This is a genomic window from uncultured Apibacter sp. (assembly GCF_946479295.1).
Classification (GTDB): domain Bacteria; phylum Bacteroidota; class Bacteroidia; order Flavobacteriales; family Weeksellaceae; genus Apibacter.
Map to the genome: position 1 here is coordinate 15,460 of NZ_CAMLFD010000022.1, position 18,038 is coordinate 33,497.

General features: G+C 26.8%; 17 protein-coding genes. 10 read left to right on the forward strand and 7 right to left on the reverse strand.

The features are described from left to right. Positions 1–24 precede the first annotated feature (24 nt). Both recR and Q0T35_RS10600 read left to right on the forward strand, forming a co-directional pair. Positions 25–645 carry a recombination mediator RecR gene (recR, locus tag Q0T35_RS10595; RefSeq protein ID WP_293917431.1) on the forward strand — a complete coding sequence of 207 codons (621 nt, stop codon included), beginning with the start codon at positions 25–27 and terminating at the stop codon, positions 643–645. Positions 646–653: 8 nt separating this feature from the next. Then, on the forward strand, positions 654–1,511 hold the full coding sequence (locus Q0T35_RS10600) for a glycosyltransferase family 2 protein (RefSeq protein WP_295843040.1): 858 nt from the start codon (positions 654–656) through the stop codon (positions 1,509–1,511). Between the two features lie 79 nt (positions 1,512–1,590). Here Q0T35_RS10600 and Q0T35_RS10605 read toward each other — a convergent pair whose 3' ends face one another. After that, a complete protein-coding gene (locus Q0T35_RS10605) occupies positions 1,591–2,778 on the reverse strand; it encodes an MFS transporter (protein WP_295843041.1) in 1,188 nt (395 codons plus the stop codon). A gap of 195 nt (positions 2,779–2,973) precedes the next feature. Here Q0T35_RS10605 and Q0T35_RS10610 point away from each other — a divergent pair, with 195 nt between their 5' ends. Both Q0T35_RS10610 and mtaB read left to right on the forward strand, forming a co-directional pair. Further along, positions 2,974–3,708, forward strand: a complete 735-nt coding sequence (locus Q0T35_RS10610; RefSeq protein WP_293917436.1) for a carbonic anhydrase — start codon at positions 2,974–2,976, stop codon at positions 3,706–3,708. A 128-nt stretch (positions 3,709–3,836) separates the two neighbouring features. Further along, positions 3,837–5,171 (forward strand): tRNA (N(6)-L-threonylcarbamoyladenosine(37)-C(2))-methylthiotransferase MtaB, encoded by a 1,335-nt coding sequence (mtaB, locus tag Q0T35_RS10615; protein ID WP_295843043.1) that lies wholly within the window; start codon positions 3,837–3,839, stop codon positions 5,169–5,171. A 49-nt stretch (positions 5,172–5,220) separates the two neighbouring features. Here the strand turns inward: mtaB and serB are convergent, their stop codons facing one another. Beyond that, complete coding sequence (gene serB / locus Q0T35_RS10620; RefSeq protein ID WP_295843045.1) at positions 5,221–6,453, reverse strand: phosphoserine phosphatase SerB; 1,233 nt, start codon at positions 6,451–6,453, stop codon at positions 5,221–5,223. A gap of 33 nt (positions 6,454–6,486) precedes the next feature. Continuing rightward, positions 6,487–7,308, reverse strand: a complete 822-nt coding sequence (folP, locus tag Q0T35_RS10625) for a dihydropteroate synthase (RefSeq protein ID WP_293917440.1) — start codon at positions 7,306–7,308, stop codon at positions 6,487–6,489. Between the two features lie 450 nt (positions 7,309–7,758). Here folP and Q0T35_RS10630 point away from each other — a divergent pair, with 450 nt between their 5' ends. The 5 genes from Q0T35_RS10630 to gyrB all read left to right on the forward strand — a co-directional run bounded on the left by Q0T35_RS10630 (position 7,759) and on the right by gyrB (position 13,351). Next, positions 7,759–8,805, forward strand: a complete 1,047-nt coding sequence (locus Q0T35_RS10630) for an acyltransferase family protein (RefSeq protein ID WP_295843049.1) — start codon at positions 7,759–7,761, stop codon at positions 8,803–8,805. A 24-nt stretch (positions 8,806–8,829) separates the two neighbouring features. Next, positions 8,830–9,372 (forward strand): DUF1599 domain-containing protein, encoded by a 543-nt coding sequence (locus Q0T35_RS10635; protein WP_293917444.1) that lies wholly within the window; start codon positions 8,830–8,832, stop codon positions 9,370–9,372. Between the two features lie 10 nt (positions 9,373–9,382). Beyond that, positions 9,383–10,477, forward strand: coding sequence for a BT_3928 family protein (locus tag Q0T35_RS10640; RefSeq protein ID WP_295843051.1), 1,095 nt, complete (start codon positions 9,383–9,385; stop codon positions 10,475–10,477). 17 nt (positions 10,478–10,494) lie between these two features. After that, positions 10,495–11,253 (forward strand): triose-phosphate isomerase, encoded by a 759-nt coding sequence (tpiA, locus tag Q0T35_RS10645; protein ID WP_293917447.1) that lies wholly within the window; start codon positions 10,495–10,497, stop codon positions 11,251–11,253. Positions 11,254–11,413: 160 nt separating this feature from the next. Beyond that, positions 11,414–13,351, forward strand: coding sequence for a DNA topoisomerase (ATP-hydrolyzing) subunit B (gene gyrB, locus Q0T35_RS10650; RefSeq protein ID WP_295811345.1), 1,938 nt, complete (start codon positions 11,414–11,416; stop codon positions 13,349–13,351). A 65-nt stretch (positions 13,352–13,416) separates the two neighbouring features. On the opposite strand, the gene Q0T35_RS10655 is transcribed toward gyrB, so the two are convergent. The 3 genes from Q0T35_RS10655 to Q0T35_RS10665 all read right to left on the reverse strand — a co-directional run bounded on the left by Q0T35_RS10655 (position 13,417) and on the right by Q0T35_RS10665 (position 15,577). Next, positions 13,417–13,950: a GNAT family N-acetyltransferase gene (locus tag Q0T35_RS10655; RefSeq protein WP_295843052.1), complete on the reverse strand. Its 534-nt coding sequence runs from the start codon at positions 13,948–13,950 to the stop codon at positions 13,417–13,419. Positions 13,951–14,015: 65 nt separating this feature from the next. Beyond that, a complete protein-coding gene (locus Q0T35_RS10660; protein WP_295843054.1) occupies positions 14,016–14,900 on the reverse strand; it encodes a hypothetical protein in 885 nt (294 codons plus the stop codon). Beyond that, entirely contained in the window at positions 14,897–15,577 is a 681-nt protein-coding gene (locus Q0T35_RS10665) for an RNA methyltransferase (RefSeq protein WP_293919177.1), read from the reverse strand. Before Q0T35_RS10665 ends, Q0T35_RS10660 begins: the two co-directional genes overlap by 4 nt. Positions 15,578–15,642: 65 nt before the next feature. Here Q0T35_RS10665 and Q0T35_RS10670 point away from each other — a divergent pair, with 65 nt between their 5' ends. Then, positions 15,643–16,671 (forward strand): asparaginase, encoded by a 1,029-nt coding sequence (locus Q0T35_RS10670; protein ID WP_293919178.1) that lies wholly within the window; start codon positions 15,643–15,645, stop codon positions 16,669–16,671. Between the two features lie 138 nt (positions 16,672–16,809). On the opposite strand, the gene Q0T35_RS10675 is transcribed toward Q0T35_RS10670, so the two are convergent. After that, on the reverse strand, positions 16,810–17,448 hold the full coding sequence (locus Q0T35_RS10675) for a porin family protein (RefSeq protein WP_293919179.1): 639 nt from the start codon (positions 17,446–17,448) through the stop codon (positions 16,810–16,812). Between the last annotated feature and the right edge of the window lie 590 nt (positions 17,449–18,038).

Below are 18,038 nucleotides of genomic sequence, written 5' to 3' on the forward strand. Positions count from 1 at the left end.
TTTTTTATTTACATCAATGATTCTATGAATTATAATTATCCAAGCAAGATTTTAGAACAAGCTGTTGAAGAAATTTCACAGCTTCCGGGAATTGGAAAAAGAACAGCATTACGTTTGGCTTTACATTTATTGGATATTCCTGAAATTCAAGCGGATAATTTATCAAAATCAATTTCTAGATTAGTACACGAAATCAAACATTGTAAACAATGCAATAATCTTTCCGATACCGATATTTGCACTATATGTGCAAATCCGTATCGCAATGAAAAAATTATATGTGTTGTCGAAGATGTGAGAGATGTAATGGCAATAGAGAGCACTCAACAATACAATGGAAAATATCATGTTTTGGGAGGGAGAATATCACCTATGGAAGGCGTTAGTGCATCAGATTTATGCATTAATCCATTAGTTGAAAGAGTTAAAGATCAAGGAATTGATGAAATTATATTTGCATTGAGTGCAACCATTGAGGGAGACACCACGATGTTTTATTTATATAAAATTTTGAATAATTCTCAAATTAAATTTACAGCGATAGCAAGAGGAATCGGTGTTGGAGACGAACTTGAATATACGGATGAATTAACATTAATACGTTCAATTCAAAATAGGGTTCCTTATAAACAAGGTCTAAAGTGAAAAAATTAATGAAAGAACTCTCAATTATTATAGTTAATTATAATGTTAAAGATTTTTTAGAAGATTGCATAAAGAGTTGCTTACTTGCTACTAAAAATATTGATGCTGAGATTATAGTAGTCGATAATAATTCACAGGATGGGAGTAAAGAATATATAACAAAGCATTTTTCTCAAATATTATGGATACAAAATTCAGAAAATTTAGGTTTTTCTAAGGCAAATAATATTGGAGTAAACCATTCCTCCGGAAAATATATTGTTTTATTAAATCCCGATACTCAAGTAGATACAGATATTTTTGAAAAAATAATTCCGTTTGCAGAAAATATAAAAAATTTTGGAGCATTGGGGGTAAGAATAGCTGATTTTAATAATTGTTATCGTCCTGAATCTAAGAGAAATATACCTAATCTTAAAAATACCTTTACTAAATTATTTACACAACTATTTTTTTTAAAATCAAGATTAAATTTTTCAGGATTGTATAATACCGATTTGGGTGAATATGAAATCGGTAAAGTTGAAATTTTAACAGGATGTTTTTTCTTTACGAAAAGGAAAACATATAATGAAGTAGGAGGGTTGGACGAATCTTATTTTATGTATGGAGAAGATATTGATTTAAGCTATTCCATTTTAATGTTAGGATATGATAATTATTATTATGGACAATCCACCCTTTTACATTATAAAGGAGCAGCTACGCACAAAGATAAAATATCTTATAAACGTTTTTATAATGCTATGGAAATCTTTGTTAAAAAATATCATAGTAAGCCTTATTTTTTTTATATTTTATTACTTTTAGGTGTAAAAATTAGATATTATTTAGCTTTAGTGTTATTTAGATTTGAAAAAAATTAAGAGAATTTTATAAATAAAAAATGCTCATTAATATATTAAATTGAAATATTTTAATGAGCATTCATTTTATATTTAATTCCTATTCTTTAAAAACTTTTAAATTTGATGAAAGTATAAAGATGCAAATTCCAAAAATACCGATTAATGCAAAGGAAAATCTCAGATTAAGTACATCTGAAATATAACCGATCATAGGAGGACCTAATAAAAAACCTATAAATCCTATACTCGATACTATAGTTAGAGCCATGCCTGTAGGGATTTTTGTTTTTTGTCCAGATAAGCTATAGATAGTAGGTATAATGCTTGATACTCCAAGTCCTATAATCATAAAAGATAAAGTAGTAACAATTAGATTAGGAAAGACAACTGATAATAATAGACCTAAAGATATTAATATACCGCTAGTTTGTACTATTTTCTGTCGTCCCCATTTTTGTATCGCATGATCGGCTATAAATCTTCCACTAGCCATCATAATCATAAAAGAAGTAAAACCAAGAGGCGCCCAATTTTTTGAAACTTTTACTATTTTTTCAAAATAAATTCCGCTCCAATCAAACATTGCTCCTTCAGAAGCCATACCACAAAATGCAGTTATCCCTAATAGAAACAGAAATTTTTCAGGTTTAATTTTTTCTTTTGTATCTTTTGAATTAGAAGCATTTTCAGAAACTCTTTTTTTATCAATTTGTAAATATCTGAAATTAAATAGTATCAATAAAGTTACTATAATAAATATAATTATAAAATGATGAAAAGGAGAAAGACCAAAATTTACCATTAAAAGCCCAACAAGAGAACCGGTAAATCCGGCTAAACTCCATCCTCCATGAAAAGATGACATAATTGATTTATTGTACAAATTTTCAACAAGTATGCCTTGAGTATTTACAGATATATTACAAAAATTGCCAAAAAATCCGAATAAAATTAAATTTCCAATTAAGATAAGTTCGCTTTGAGCTAATCCAATTGATATAAGTGCTAAAGCATAGCAAGGTAATGCAGCAATTAATATTTTTTTACTTCCAAACTTAGAAATTAAATAGCCAGATAATGTCATTCCTAAGATTTGCCCAATAGGAAGCATTAATAATATTGTTCCCCAAGAAGCATCTCCCAATTTTAATAGATTTTTTATATCGGGTATTCGGCTAGCCCAGCTTGAAAAACAAATTCCTTGTGAAAAGTAAAATGCAAAAACCCCTAATCGTATTCTTTTAGGAGATATATTATTAGACTTAGAATTTATAGCATTAGTCATGTATAATATAAGTTTGATAATTTTGAAAAATTAGCTGCAAATGTAATTCTCATTATTATAAAATCAAATCATAAAGTTTTATTTTGAGTTTTTAGTTTTATGAAAGAGAATATAAATAAACTAATTAACATAATTTTAACATTTATGTTCTTTTTTAGATACATAATTTTGTGTTAAATTATAATCAATAAAACAATGAAAAAGACTTGTTTATTTTTAACTATATTAGCAGCTACTATAGGCTTTTCACAGAATCATCATTGGGGATATGAAGGAGATTCTTCACCGGAACATTGGGGAGAATTTGAAGAAGGAAAACAATGTGGTATTGGAAAATTTCAATCTCCCATTAACATTTCCCAATCTAAATTTAAAAAAGATTTATCACCAATATTATTCAATTACGGTTCAGGTGAAATAGAAGATATCGAAGACAATGGACATTCCTTACAATTTGACTTTAAATCAGGAAGTTCGATAACGTATAATAAGAAAGTATATTCATTGGTGCAATTTCATGCCCATGAAGAATCAGAACATACTGTAGATAGAGTAAGATATCCACTGGAATTACATTTTGTTCATAAAGCTAATGATGGATCTGTGTTAGTTATAGGAGTATTAGTTAAGGAAGGTGATATAAATTCATATTTTGAAAAATTAGAAGTTTTCAAATCCTTAAAAGGATTTGAAAAAATAGATACATCGATAAAATTTAATCCTGAAAATTTATATCCAAAAAATAAATCCTATTTTACTTATTTAGGATCATTAACAACACCTCCTTGTACAGAAAATGTAACTTGGATCATATTTAAAAATCCTATTACCATGACCAATGAAGAAATCGATGAAATAAAATATCACTTACCTAAAACTAATAATAGACCGCTTCAACCGTTAAATGGAAGAAGTATTTTTAATAATTAAAATATGACTTTTTATTAGATGTTTCCCTGATTATTTTATATTCAGGGATTTTTTTTTATAAAATATGAAAATCTGATATAATTATTATAATAATTTCAGTAAATAAATTAAATACGTAATTTTGCATCATGTTAAAAGAAATCAGGAAATCAGTAGCATTTCATACTATAGGATGTAAATTAAATTTTGCTGAAACATCAACGATAGCAAGACAATTAATTGAAGAAGGGTTTGTGAAAGTAACTTTTAATGAAAGAGCTGATGTTTATATAATTAATACATGTTCAGTAACTGATAACGCAGATAAAGAATGTAAGACTATTGTTAAACGGGTTTTACATCTAAATCCTGATGCTTTAATTTGTGTGATAGGCTGTTATGCTCAATTAAAACCTGATGAAATTAGTAAAATTGACGGGGTTGATTTAGTATTAGGAGCTAAGGAAAAGTTCAATATTCATAAATATATTTCAGATTTGAAGAAAGACTCTGATGTAAAAGTCCATTCATGTGAAATTGATCAGGCAGATTTTTTTGTAGGGTCCTATTCTTTAGGCGATAGGACTCGAGCATTTTTAAAAGTTCAGGATGGGTGTGATTATAAATGTACCTATTGTACTATACCATTAGCAAGAGGAATTTCAAGATCTGCTGAACTACAAAATATCATAAAACAAGCGGAAGAGATTGCTGATAAAAATATCAAAGAAATTGTACTTACGGGAGTTAATATTGGAGATTATGGAAAAGGAGAATTTGGAAATAAAAAACATCAGCATACTTTTTTAGAATTAGTACAGAATTTAGATCAGCTACAATCTATTGAGCGAATACGAATTTCCTCGATTGAGCCGAATTTGCTTAGAGATGAAATTATTGAGTATGTCTCTAAATCAAATATTTTCGTTCCTCATTTTCATATTCCATTACAATCCGGCTGTGATGATCTTTTGAAAAAAATGAAACGTAGATATTTAACTAACTTATATAGTGACAGAATTAATAAAATTCATTCCATAATACAGGATGCCTGCATAGGAGTTGATGTAATAGTAGGTTTTCCTGGTGAAACAGAAGAAAAGTTTCTTGAGACTTATAATTTTTTACAAAAGCTTCCTGTAAGTTATTTACACGTCTTTACCTATTCAGAAAGAGATAATACTGAAGCTATAGATATGGAAGAAAAAGTACCTTACTCTGAAAGAAAGAAAAGAAATAAAATGTTGAAAATATTATCCGAAAAAAAACGTCATGCTTTTTATGAATCCCAACTGGGCAAAATTAAAACGGTCCTTTGGGAACATGAAAATAAAAATGGAATGATGTACGGATATACTGAAAATTATGTACGAGTAAGCCAACCTTATAATCCCAATCTTGTGAATCAATTGGAAGAGGTTTATCTTGAAAAGCTCGATTCTTTAGGTAATGTTATTGTAAGATCGGCTATTGCTGCTTATTAAATTGTAAATTACACAACTTTCTAATATAACCTAAAAATAAACTTAGAATTTAGGAAAAAGATTTCATTTCGATATCTTCTGAAGAATCTTTGTAACCCAAGAAATATAATATACCATCTAAACCAATTGTAGATAAAGAATGATTGGCATTTTGTTTAACAGTTTGTTTAGCATGAAATGCAATTCCCAATCCGGCTATTGATAACATAGGCAAATCGTTAGCGCCATCACCTACAGCAACAGTTTGCTGTATATCAATATTTTCGAAAGTTGAAATTAATTTTAAATATTCTGCTTTTTTCTTACCGTCAACAATATCTCCGATATAATTGCCGGTTAATTTTCCATCAATTATTTCCAGTTTGTTAGCAAATACATAATCAAAACCAAATTTTTCTTTAAGATAGTCTCCGAAATAAGTAAATCCACCGGAAATAATAGCGGTCTTAAATCCACTCTTTTTTAGTACTCCCATTAATCTCTCAAGACCGTCAGTTATTGGTAGTTTTTCAGCAATTTCTTTTAAAACGGATTCATCTAATCCTTTTAAAAGCTTAATTCTTCTTTTGAAACTTTCGGAAAAATCGATATTACCATTCATGGCGGATTCGGTTATAGCTTTAACCTCTTTGCCTACTCCTGCTTTTTCTGCAAGTTCATCAATAACCTCGGTTTGTATTAAGGTAGAATCCATATCAAAGCAAATCAAACGTCTCATTCTTCTATACCTATTCTCTTCTTGTAAAGCTATATCAATATTTAATTTTGAAGATAAGAACAAGAATTTATTTTGTATTTCCCTAATATTAGGTAGATTCCCCCTCACAGCAAATTCAAAACAAGTACGATCAATAATTCTATCTAAAGGAATACGTTGAGTTAATCGTATAATTCTCTCGATATTTAATTTAAAGTCGAGCAAAACGTTTGATACTTCTGAAATATGCATTGCAGTAATCTCTTTTCCAAGAATATTTATAATATATCTATTTTTTCCTTGAACCTTAACCCAATTACTATATTCATCCTTACTAAGAGCATAAAATCTAACATTAATTTCAAGCTTATTTGCTTTAAATAGTATTTCTTTTAATATGTTTCCGGAATTGCCATTTTCCGACATAAATAATATGGCTAATGATAAAGAATGATGAATATTGGCTTGACCAATGTCAAGAATTTTTGCGTTATATTTTCCTAATATATGGGTTATTGCGGAAGTTATTCCGGGTTTATCAACTCCTGTAATGCTTACTTGAATAATTTCTGATGAGTTTTGCATGTAAAGAAATAAATTTATTATAAATGGTTATTATTATTTTAACATTTTCCAAAGATTAATCATTTGTTTAGCTTCTTTTACATCATGTACACGTAATATATGAGCACCTTTCTGTAATGCATATAAGTTTAATGCTGATGTTCCTATTAATGCTTCTTCTACAGTTATTTCTAAACATTTATAAATCATACTTTTTCTTGACATTCCAATGTATAAAGGTAGATTAAATATTTTGAATTTATCAATGTTTTTGAGTAATTCGTAATTTTGTTCTAAAGTTTTACTAAATCCAAAACCTGGATCCAATAAGATATCATTTACACCAAATTTTTTAAGTTCACTAATTTTTTTTGAAAAGTAATAATTAATATCTAAAATCAAATTATTATATTCCGTAAAAGTTCCCATGGTTTGAGGAGTTCCTCTCATATGCATTAAAACATAAGGTACTTTTAATCTACCAACAGTTTCAAACATTTTTTCATCCATACTTCCTCCGGAAATGTCATTAATCATACTTACACCTTCATAAACGCTTTCTTCCGCAACCTTTGACCAAAATGTATCTATAGACAATTTTACAAAAGGAAATTTTTTTTTAATAGCTTTAATTACTGGTATAACTTGAGATAATTCATCTTCTTCAGACAAAAAACGTGAACCCGGACGTGTAGATTGACCGCCTATATCAATGAAATCAGCTTCTTCAGCAATTAATTCTTCCGTATGCTTTAAAGCTTTCTCTATAGTAGAATATTTACCACCATCATAAAAGGAATCTTCTGTAATATTGAGTATTCCGGCTACTTTAGGAATATTAAAATCTACTAAAGACCCACTAATGTTAATTGTCATAATATGTATTTGAGATTGTAAATTTAAAAAAATAAATAATGCAAGATATTTTACATTATCACATTGAAAAAATGAATAATAACTTATCCTATAACTTTTTTAAATTTATTTAAAATATTTTTATTTTATATTAAATTTTCTATAAATTTATCGCATAGTATTTTGTTTTTTTATAATTATTGCTAACAATAAAAAACAAAAGAGATAATATATTTATTTTATATGTGTGAATAATAATTTAACTTAATAAAAATTAGTTTATTATCATTTTAATTATATTAATTGTAATAAATTATTAAAGATAAAGACATGTATTATTTTAAATTTTAGTTAAAATTTAGTATTAAAAAATTATAAATATTTTTCAATTCATATTCACATTGGGATATTTATTCATGTGAATTCATAGTTTTAGAAAATTCAAATAATAAATTTTTTATTCTTAACAATATGGACATAGTGAAAAAAGATATTAATAATAAGAATATAATTTGGATAGATAATCTTCGTGCAATTTGTGCTATCGGAATTGTTTTATTACATGTTGCCGCTAAGATGAGTCGTAGTTATGATAAGGTTTCTGAAAATGATTGGTTGATATCAAATTTTTATATAAACTTAGCAAGATTCGGTGTACCTATTTTTATCATGATGACCGGATTATTATCATTGGGAAAGCAATATACATTTAAACATTTTACTAAAAAGTTTTCAAGAGTATTAGTTCCCTTTTTATTTTGGAGTTTTATCTATATTATTTTTAAAATATTAATTTTACATTTTAAAAATCATATAATTTTAAATTTTAATTTTGTTATTGAATATTCCTATTTAGAATTGGTTACGGGAGTAGCTTATCATATGTGGTATATTTATATGCTCTTGAGAATCTATTTATTACTTCCTCTTATCAATCAATGGATAATGGTAAGCAATCAGAAACAACAATTATGTTTCATGATTGTATGTTTTTTAGTATTATTTATTTTTTGTAAATTTTTTGATACCATATATCTATCCAATTATATAATGCGTTATGCTGAATTTCTCGGTTATTTGGTCTTAGGATATTATTTAGTGAGAAGAAAATATAAATATAATATTAAATATTATATCATTTCGTGTATTATAATTTTTTTATTATCTTATTTATATATATGTTTTGATTCATATACTGCAACCATTAACTCAGGGGTATATACCGAACAATTTAAACCTTGGGATTTATTTCAGGCTCTTTCAGTATTTTTATTATTTTATCTCGTGCCTATATTTAATAAAAAAAATAAAATTTTATCTTTAATAAGTGAATACAGTTATGGAATTTACCTTATACATGTTTTAATTATTGGATTGTTTGACAATATAGGATTAGATGCTTTATCTTTTAATCCATTATTCTCTATACCTATAATCACTTTTTGTACATTAATTATTTCAATATTACTCTTATACATTTTAAATAAATTACCTCTAGGTAAATACATAGTTAAATAGTATTTTTGTACGTATAAAATAATAATGGAAAAAACATTAGAAGAATTTAATTTAATAATTTCAAACTGCAAGAAATTATTTGTAAATAAAATGATCGATTATGGACCCGCTTGGAGAATTTTGCGTTTACCTTCTTTAACTGATCAGATATTTATTAAGGCCAACAGAATTAGAACTATTCAGGAAAAAGGAGAACAAAAAATTTTGGAAGGAATTGAAGGAGAATTTTTAGCAATTGTTAACTATTCAATAATGGCTTTAATACAATTTGAAAAAGGTATTGCGGAACAACCCGATTTAAATTTAGAAGAAGCATCTGAATTATACGATAATATAACTAATCAAGCTAAAAATTTAATGATTCGTAAAAACCATGATTATGGAGAAGCATGGAGAGATATGCGTATAAGTTCAATAACCGATTTAATTTTGCAAAAATTATTACGTATCAAGCAAATAGAAGATAATAAAGGTAAAACCCTAGTTTCAGAAGGTTTAGACGCAAATTATTTTGATATTTTAAACTATGCAGTGTTTGCTTTAATTTTAAGTGAGGAAAACAAATAAAAATAGTTTAATGAAATTTATAAGTCAATTTCTCAGAATACTGGTTGGAATTATTTTCATAATTTCCGGTTTCGTTAAAACTGTTGATCCAATTGGATTTTCTTATAAGTTGGAAGAATATTTTGGAGAAAGTGTTTTTAATATTCATTTTTTACAAAATTTAGCACTTCCATTATCTATATTTTTTGTTATCCTTGAGGTAATGTTAGGAGTGTTCTTACTTATAGGAATTTGGAAAAAATTCACTTTAAGCTTCTTATTATTTTTAATAATTTTCTTTACTTTTTTAACCTTTTATTCAGCTTATTTCAATAAAGTTACTGATTGCGGATGCTTTGGTGATGCCATAAAATTATCTCCATGGACATCCTTTGGCAAAGACATTATTCTTTTACTGTTGATAGTTATTTTAGTTTATGGGTCAAAGTATATACACCCGGTCTTTACTTTAAAAATAAATTGGATAATAATAGGGATATCTATTATGATATGTATATGGACAGTATATCAGGGAATTGCACATCAACCGATAATAGATTTTAGACCTTACGCGGTTGGTAAGAATATTAAAGAAGGAATGAATGATGGAGAATCGCAAAAAAGCCTAATTATTTATACACTTAGAAATCTTAACACTCATAAAGAAAAAAAAATGAATTCAGATGATTATATTAACTCAGGCATATGGAAAGATACTTTAAACTGGAAGATAAATGATACATCAGTCAAAATATTAAAAGAAGCCAAATTACCATCTGTACATGATTTTTCAATTGAGTGTTTAGGAGAAGATAAAACAGAAAATGTTTTAGATCAAGATAAAATAGTTGTAATTACTGTTCCTTTTGCAAAAAAACTAAGTATTATAGAACGGGCTAAATTGAGAAAAATCACATTTCAATTAAAAGAGAAAAAACTTAAATTTGTCATTTTAACAAATGATCCCACATATTTAAGTCCAATGGCTACTTGCATAATGGATCAAACAACTTTAAAAACTATTAGTAGAAGTTTTATAGGGATTATGATATTAAAAAAAGGAGTGGTCGTTGCCAAATTTAATATAAACGATTTTCCAACAATACAAGAAATAAAAGAATTATAAACTTAATTTACATACACATGAGAAAAAAAATAGTAGCAGGGAATTGGAAAATGAATAAAACATTGCCGGAAGCAAAAGCCTTATTAGCAGAAATAGATTCTTTCATACAATCCAATTCACCAAAATGTGAAGTTATCGTAGGAATTCCGTTTATATATTTGGAAAATGCAAAAGCTAACCATAAAAACTTGAATGTATACTCTGAAGATATTTCAGTACATAAATCAGGAGCATATACAGGAGAAATCTCAGCTGAAATGCTTAAATCTATTCAAGTTGATGGGGCCATTATTGGTCATTCTGAAAGAAGACAATACCATAATGAAACTGATGAACAAATAGGTGCTAAAGTTAAAATTGCTTTAGATAATGGATTAACACCAATATTTTGCAATGGTGAATTATTAGAAGAAAGAAAAGCAGGAAAACATTTCGACGTAGTAAAAAGGCAAACTGAAGTAGCTTTATTTAACTTAACAGCAGAAGAAATCATTAAAGTTGTTATTGCTTATGAACCAGTTTGGGCTATAGGAACAGGGGAAACAGCTACTCCGGAACAAGCTCAAGAAATTCATGCTTATATTCGTTCATTAATTGCAGATAAATATGGTAAAGAAGTTGCTGACTCAGTCTCAATCCTTTACGGAGGAAGTGTTAAACCGGCAAATGCAAAGGAAATTTTCTCAAAACCAGATGTTGATGGAGGATTGATTGGCGGTGCTTCTTTAAATGTAAATGACTTTGGATCCTTAATAAATACTTATAAAGAAATTTAATTCCATAAATAAATAGTTATATATAATGTAAAAACAGATTCATTTGTTGAATCTGTTTTTTATTTATTTTCATTTAATGCGTAACGTCTGAAGAACTAGTAAATTTCAATATTTTTTCATATATTTGTAAGTATTTTTTGAATTAAATTAACGATTAAAAATGAGTGAACAAAAATATACGGCAGATAGTATTCAAGCGCTGGAAGGTATTGAACATGTACGTATGCGCCCCTCCATGTACATTGGAGATGTAGGAGTTAGAGGATTACATCATTTAGTATATGAAGTAGTTGATAATTCTATTGATGAAGCTCTAGCTGGATATTGTGATACCATCAATGTAAGTATTGGAAAAGATAATTCTATTACAGTTAAAGATAACGGACGCGGAATTCCTGTTGATACTAATAAACAAACCGGATTGTCAGCATTAGAGTTAGTAATGACAAAAATAGGAGCCGGAGGAAAATTTGATAAAGATTCATATAAAGTATCCGGTGGATTGCATGGAGTAGGGGTATCTTGTGTGAATGCATTATCCACTGAACTTATTGCAACAGTAAATAGAGATGGAAAAAAATATCAACAAAAGTATTCTAAAGGAGTTGCTTTAACTTCAGTTGAAATAGTAGGAGTTTCTACTCATACGGGCACCACAGTAACATTTATTCCCGATAGTTCAATTTTCACTGAAACTATTTATAATTATGATACGTTAGCCACCCGTTTACGCGAACTCTCATTTCTTAATAAAGGGATAACTATAACTTTAACAGACGAAAGAGAAGTAGATGAAAACGGTGATACTAAAAAAGAAGTATTTTATTCTGAAAGAGGTCTTGAAGAGTTTGTTGAATTTATAGACGAAAACAGAGAACCCCTAATGGATGAAATTATCCATATGGAAGGAGAAATTGATGAAATTCCGGTTGAAGTAGCTATGAGATATAATACTTCATATACGGAAAACATTCATTCATATGTAAATAATATCAATACCCATGAAGGAGGAACTCATTTAACCGGATTTAGAAGAGCCTTAACACGAACATTGAAAAAATATGCAGATGAAAATATTAACTTAGCAAAGGAAAAGGTTGAAATTACCGGTGATGATTTTCGTGAAGGTCTAACTGCAGTGGTTTCCGTAAAAGTTATGGAACCTCAATTTGAAGGCCAAACTAAAACTAAGCTAGGAAATTCTGAAGTTAGTTCGGCAGTAGATAAAATAGTAGCAGAAATGTTAACTAATTATCTAGAAGAACATCCCAATGAAGCTAAACAAATTGTACAAAAAGTTCTTCTCGCAGCTAAAGCGCGTCAGGCTGCTAAAAAAGCTAGAGAATTAGTTCAGAGAAAATCTCCTTTAGGAGGAAGTGGTTTACCTGGGAAATTAGCTGATTGTTCTTCACGTAATGCAGAAGAAAGTGAATTATTTTTGGTCGAAGGGGATTCTGCAGGTGGAACTGCTAAACAAGGAAGAGATAGAAATTTTCAGGCTATTCTACCTTTAAGAGGTAAAATTCTTAATGTTGAAAAAGCGGTAAGTTATAAGGTTTTTGAAAGTGATGAAATAAAAAATATTTATACAGCTTTAGGAGTTTCTGTAGGAACAGAAGAAGATTCTAAAGAATTAAATCTTACTAAACTTCGCTATCATAAAGTAGTAATTATGACTGATGCGGATGTTGACGGTTCGCATATTACCACACTGATTTTAACATTCTTTTTTCGTTATATGAAAGAGATGATTGAGAAAGGATATATTTATATAGCTACTCCTCCATTGTATTTATTGAAAAAAGGAAATAAGGAATATTATGCGTGGGATGACAAACATAGGGAAGAAATAGCTGCTGAATTAGGTAATGCTCAAGGAAAAGGTTTTTCTGTTCAAAGATATAAAGGGTTAGGAGAGATGAATGCTGAGCAGCTTTGGGATACAACTATGAATCCTGAAAAAAGAACTTTACGACAGGTTACAATTAATAACGCATCAGAAGCCGATCGTATTTTTTCAATGCTAATGGGAGATGATGTTCCTCCTCGTAGAGAATTCATTGAAAAAAATGCTGTGTATGCAAATATAGATGCTTAAAAATTGATTAATATAAATTATAAAAAGCCTATCCTTAGATAGGCTTTTATTTTTTTACAGTTTTTTTATGAATTATAAACTTCAGAATGTATTACCTTTATAATGTTTTGATTTTCTTTATCAAGATCTATTTCCCGTAATGACATTAATTTCATAGGATAACTTTTTCCATCTCCATGATATGAGGGTTGTTTATATTCAATGGTATCCCACAATTTAAAACCTAATCGTTCATAAAAAACGATACGTCTTTCGTCCCAATGTGAAGTGGGAGGTTCAACTTCTAAAACAATAGGTAATGAAATTTTTTCAATGAAAAGATTTATAACTTTACTTCCATAGCCAATACGTCTAAATTCAGGTAAAATGGCAAAATGTTCTACAAAAATAAAATCTCTTAATTTCCAATAATTAAAAAATCCTATTCTTTCATTTTCTTTAATACATAATAATATTTTAAATTTATCTCTATTATCTTCATAAAGATTTAACATTTGATCAATAGGTCTTCTTTCTTCTATAGGAAATGAGTTCAAATATATATTTTGTAAAAACATAATTTCACTTTGATCTAAAAGATTTAGTTTTTCAAGTTTCATTTAATGATGGAATTAAGCTTATAAAAAAATATTTATTTAAAAATTTCACGAATATTATATATATATTAATGATTGTCAAAATAATTTGGTGATTTTATGTCATTTTCATCATTGATATCTTGATCTATACCATTAATTTCTTCTTCATCATGTTGATTACTAGATATATTTATTTTATTCTCATTATGATTCAAATTTTCATTAGAATCATCAGATAAGACTTTACCTTCTAATAAGTCCAGTGAATTTTGAAATCCTTGTATAACCATACTTTGAGATATAAGCTCTTTATCAATTTCAAGATTTCTGTTTTTTAGAGTTTGAATTTCACCCTCATTTATAATGATTCTATCTTTAATTTTATTAATATTTTCACGTTCTTTATCCGAAATATCTTGATTTGATTTTAAACTAACTTTTTTATAATCTTCTTGCAAAGTTTTTTCTAAAGCAAAAATTTTATCAGAATTTCGTATTTTATCTTTATTGAGTTTAATACTGTAACTTTTCGCATAGGTAAGATCATCAAGTGTACATGACTTTTGTACATCTAATTTAAAATTTTCAAGAACGGGAATTGCAATATCTTTTTCAGAAATATTTGAATTAATATATGTATTTGACATGTCTTGAAAAGATGTAAATACAGTCATAGTTTTGTTATCATTATATTCATAAGCAAAATTTCCAATCCAACTTTCTCCAGATGGTGAAAATTTAATATCAGAACCGTAAACCTTATTTATGACACCTCCTTTAATTTTACCTCCTTGCTTTTTAATAAAATTTTTCCAAGTACTTATGAGTACATCTTTATTACAAATAGGTATTGAAAAGCTTAAAGATTCCATTATCTTATTTTTTTCAGTATAAGAGGATTCCTCAATATTTTGGGCTTGAGAAAGAGTGCTATATATAAAACCTAAAATTAAAATTGATATTTTTTTCATTTATCTAAAGATTTAATATAATGGGCGGCAATTTCATTTCCCGAACTAACGGATTTCATAGCCCATTGTATTTTTAAATTAATTTTTTCATTTTCACTTAATTGCCAATTTAAAGTACTATTTTCCAATTTATTTCTCATTTCATAAAAACAAATTCCTGCGGCTACTGATACATTTAAACTTTCAGTAAAACCTTTCATAGGAATTTTAACACATAAATCGGCAAAATTTAAAGTTTCTTCATTAATTCCTTTAAACTCGGTACCAAAAATTAATGCAGTAGGTTGAGAAATAGAAAAATCTTGTATATCTATAGCATTTACTTCAGGTGAAATCGCTACTAATTGATATCCCATTGCTTTAATTTCTTTTAAAGTTTCGATATTCGAAGATTTATATGATATATCTATCCATTTATCAGCACCTCTTGCAACAGCACTTTCAGGTTTAAATTCATTTCTTTTTTCTAAGGCAATTAATGATTGAAATCCAAAAGCTTCCATGCTTCTTACAATTGCACCTGCATTACGGAATTGAAATATATCTTCAATAATGGGTAGTATATAATTAGTTCTATAATTAACTAAATTTTCAATTTTTTCATATTTTTCTTTCGATATATGACCGGCTAAATAATTATATAAGTCTAAATTTTTTTGGAATTCATTTGAAATCATGTTTCAAAAATAATAATTAAAGCTGTTAATATTTTCATAAATTGCATTTTAAACTCTAAATATAGATGAAACGTAAGATTTTATTAATTTATACAGGAGGTACAATCGGGATGATTAAAGAATATGGTTCCGAAACTTTAAAACCATTTAATTTTAATGCACTTATAAAGCATATTCCGGAGATTAAGCTTATCGATGCTGAAATAGATATTCATGTTTTTGAAAATCCCATAGATTCCTCAGATATTGATATAAGTAATTGGATATTTCTAGGTAATATACTCGAAAATTCATATAATAATTATGATGGATTTGTTATTTTACATGGAACTGATACAATGTCTTATACAGCGTCAATGATGAGTTTTATGCTTCAAGGTTTACAAAAGCCTGTAATATTCACGGGATCTCAACTTCCTATTGGAGAATTGAGAACAGATGCAAAAGAAAATTTAATAACATCTATTTATTATGCAGCTTTGTATGAAAAAAATAGTCCGATTATAAAAGAAGTATGTATTTATTTTGAATATAAATTATATAGAGCTAATAGAACAACCAAATTTTCAGCTGAACATTTTGATGCGTTTATTTCTCCTAATTATCATATATTAGGTGAATCAGGAGTAAATCTTAATGTTTTTAAAGAATATCTTTTAACACTTAATTCTAAAAAATTTATAGTTGATAAAAATATTAATAATAAGATAGATATCTATACTTTCTTTCCAGGTAAAAATAGTAAATTATTAAATAAAATTATTTTTGATAGCGATGTTGAAGGAATAATTTTAAGAACTTATGGCTCTGGTAATATACCTTCAGATAAAGAAACTTTATATACTATTTCAAAAGCAAGAGAAATAGGAAAAGAAATTGTAGTCATAACACAATGCATTAGAGGTTGTGTAAATTTTGGCAAATATTATAATAGCCTTATTTTTAAAGAGCTAGGGGTTATATCTGGATATGACATAACTATAGAAGCAGCAACAACTAAACTTATGTGGCTACTTGGTAAAGATATAAGAGATAAAAGACTAAAAAATCACTTTGAAAATAGTTATTCAGGTGAAATTACTAATAAAAAATAATTATAATTTATAAATATTGATTCTTATAATATTTAAAATAAATATATTTTTATTATTGAATTCTGTTATTTAATACTCTTGTATCTTATAACTATTTTTTATGTATATCAATTCATATTTAATATAAGTTTATATTATTTAGAAAAAGTAAAAATAAGACACACCAATATTGGATGTATTATGGATTTTTAACCATTTTCCATCTTTCGAATAATAATTATTATTTTTGTAAATATCATTAAGTCCAAAATTATATCGTACACCTATTTCATGTTTTCTTAAAAAACTGATTCCACCACCAACTCCGGCTGAAATATCAAGTTTTGAAACCCCACCGTACCATTTTTTATCTAAAAGTTTATTTTTTTGACTTATAAGATATCCTAACTGAGGTCCAGCTTCGATAAAAAATTCATGAGTATCTCTACCTCTACAACAAGGTGGAAAGAAAAAATCTGAAAAATAAAATTTAATCATTAATGGTACATTAATATATGTCTGGTAAAATTTTACATTCATATCTTTACCATCTTTTTCACCTTGTTCAGAATAAACAATTTCAGGTTTAAAAAACCAGTTGTCATTGTAATCATTTAATGGTATTTGAGCAAATAAACCAACTGCTGGAGCAAAAGCACGAGTTTCAGAGTTTTTATGCACATTTCTGACATTGGTAAATTGCAAACTTCCTTTTACACCAAATTGTACTTGAGATTTCAACGTAGAAAAACTTAATATAAAAGTTACTACATAAATAATCGGTAAATTTTTTATCATTTTAATATATATTATAATTATGAGTATAACCTATAAACTATGTAATTCATAATATTAATTAGCGCAAATATAATGATTAGTTTTTATTTATAAATAAAGAAAATAAAAAAAAGGGAAATTTGCTCAATAAATATAATTTTTTGTAACAAATGACAATAATTTTACTAAATTATTGATCTTTTTTTATTTAATTTATTAAAATTCATAAGTTAAAATAATTAAAATTAAATAATTATTTTATATTAAAATACATTATCTAAAAAAATATTTAAATTGTACTTCTTTCAAAAAGTTAATATTTGTCAAATAAATCATTGAAAATTTTAATCATTTCTTTAAAATTTTATATAATTTTATATTATTCATTAAGATTAAAATTTATAATTAATAATATAAAATTAAAATAATTTTTTTTATTATAAAAGAAAAAAATTATATTTATTTAAAAAATATAAAATATAGATAAAATTAAATAAATTATTGTTATAAAAATAAGATTAATTATGTTATAATTTTAAATTTTATATAATGTTTTCTTAAATTTTGTAATAAATTTTTATAAATAATTTTATATAAATTATAATATTATC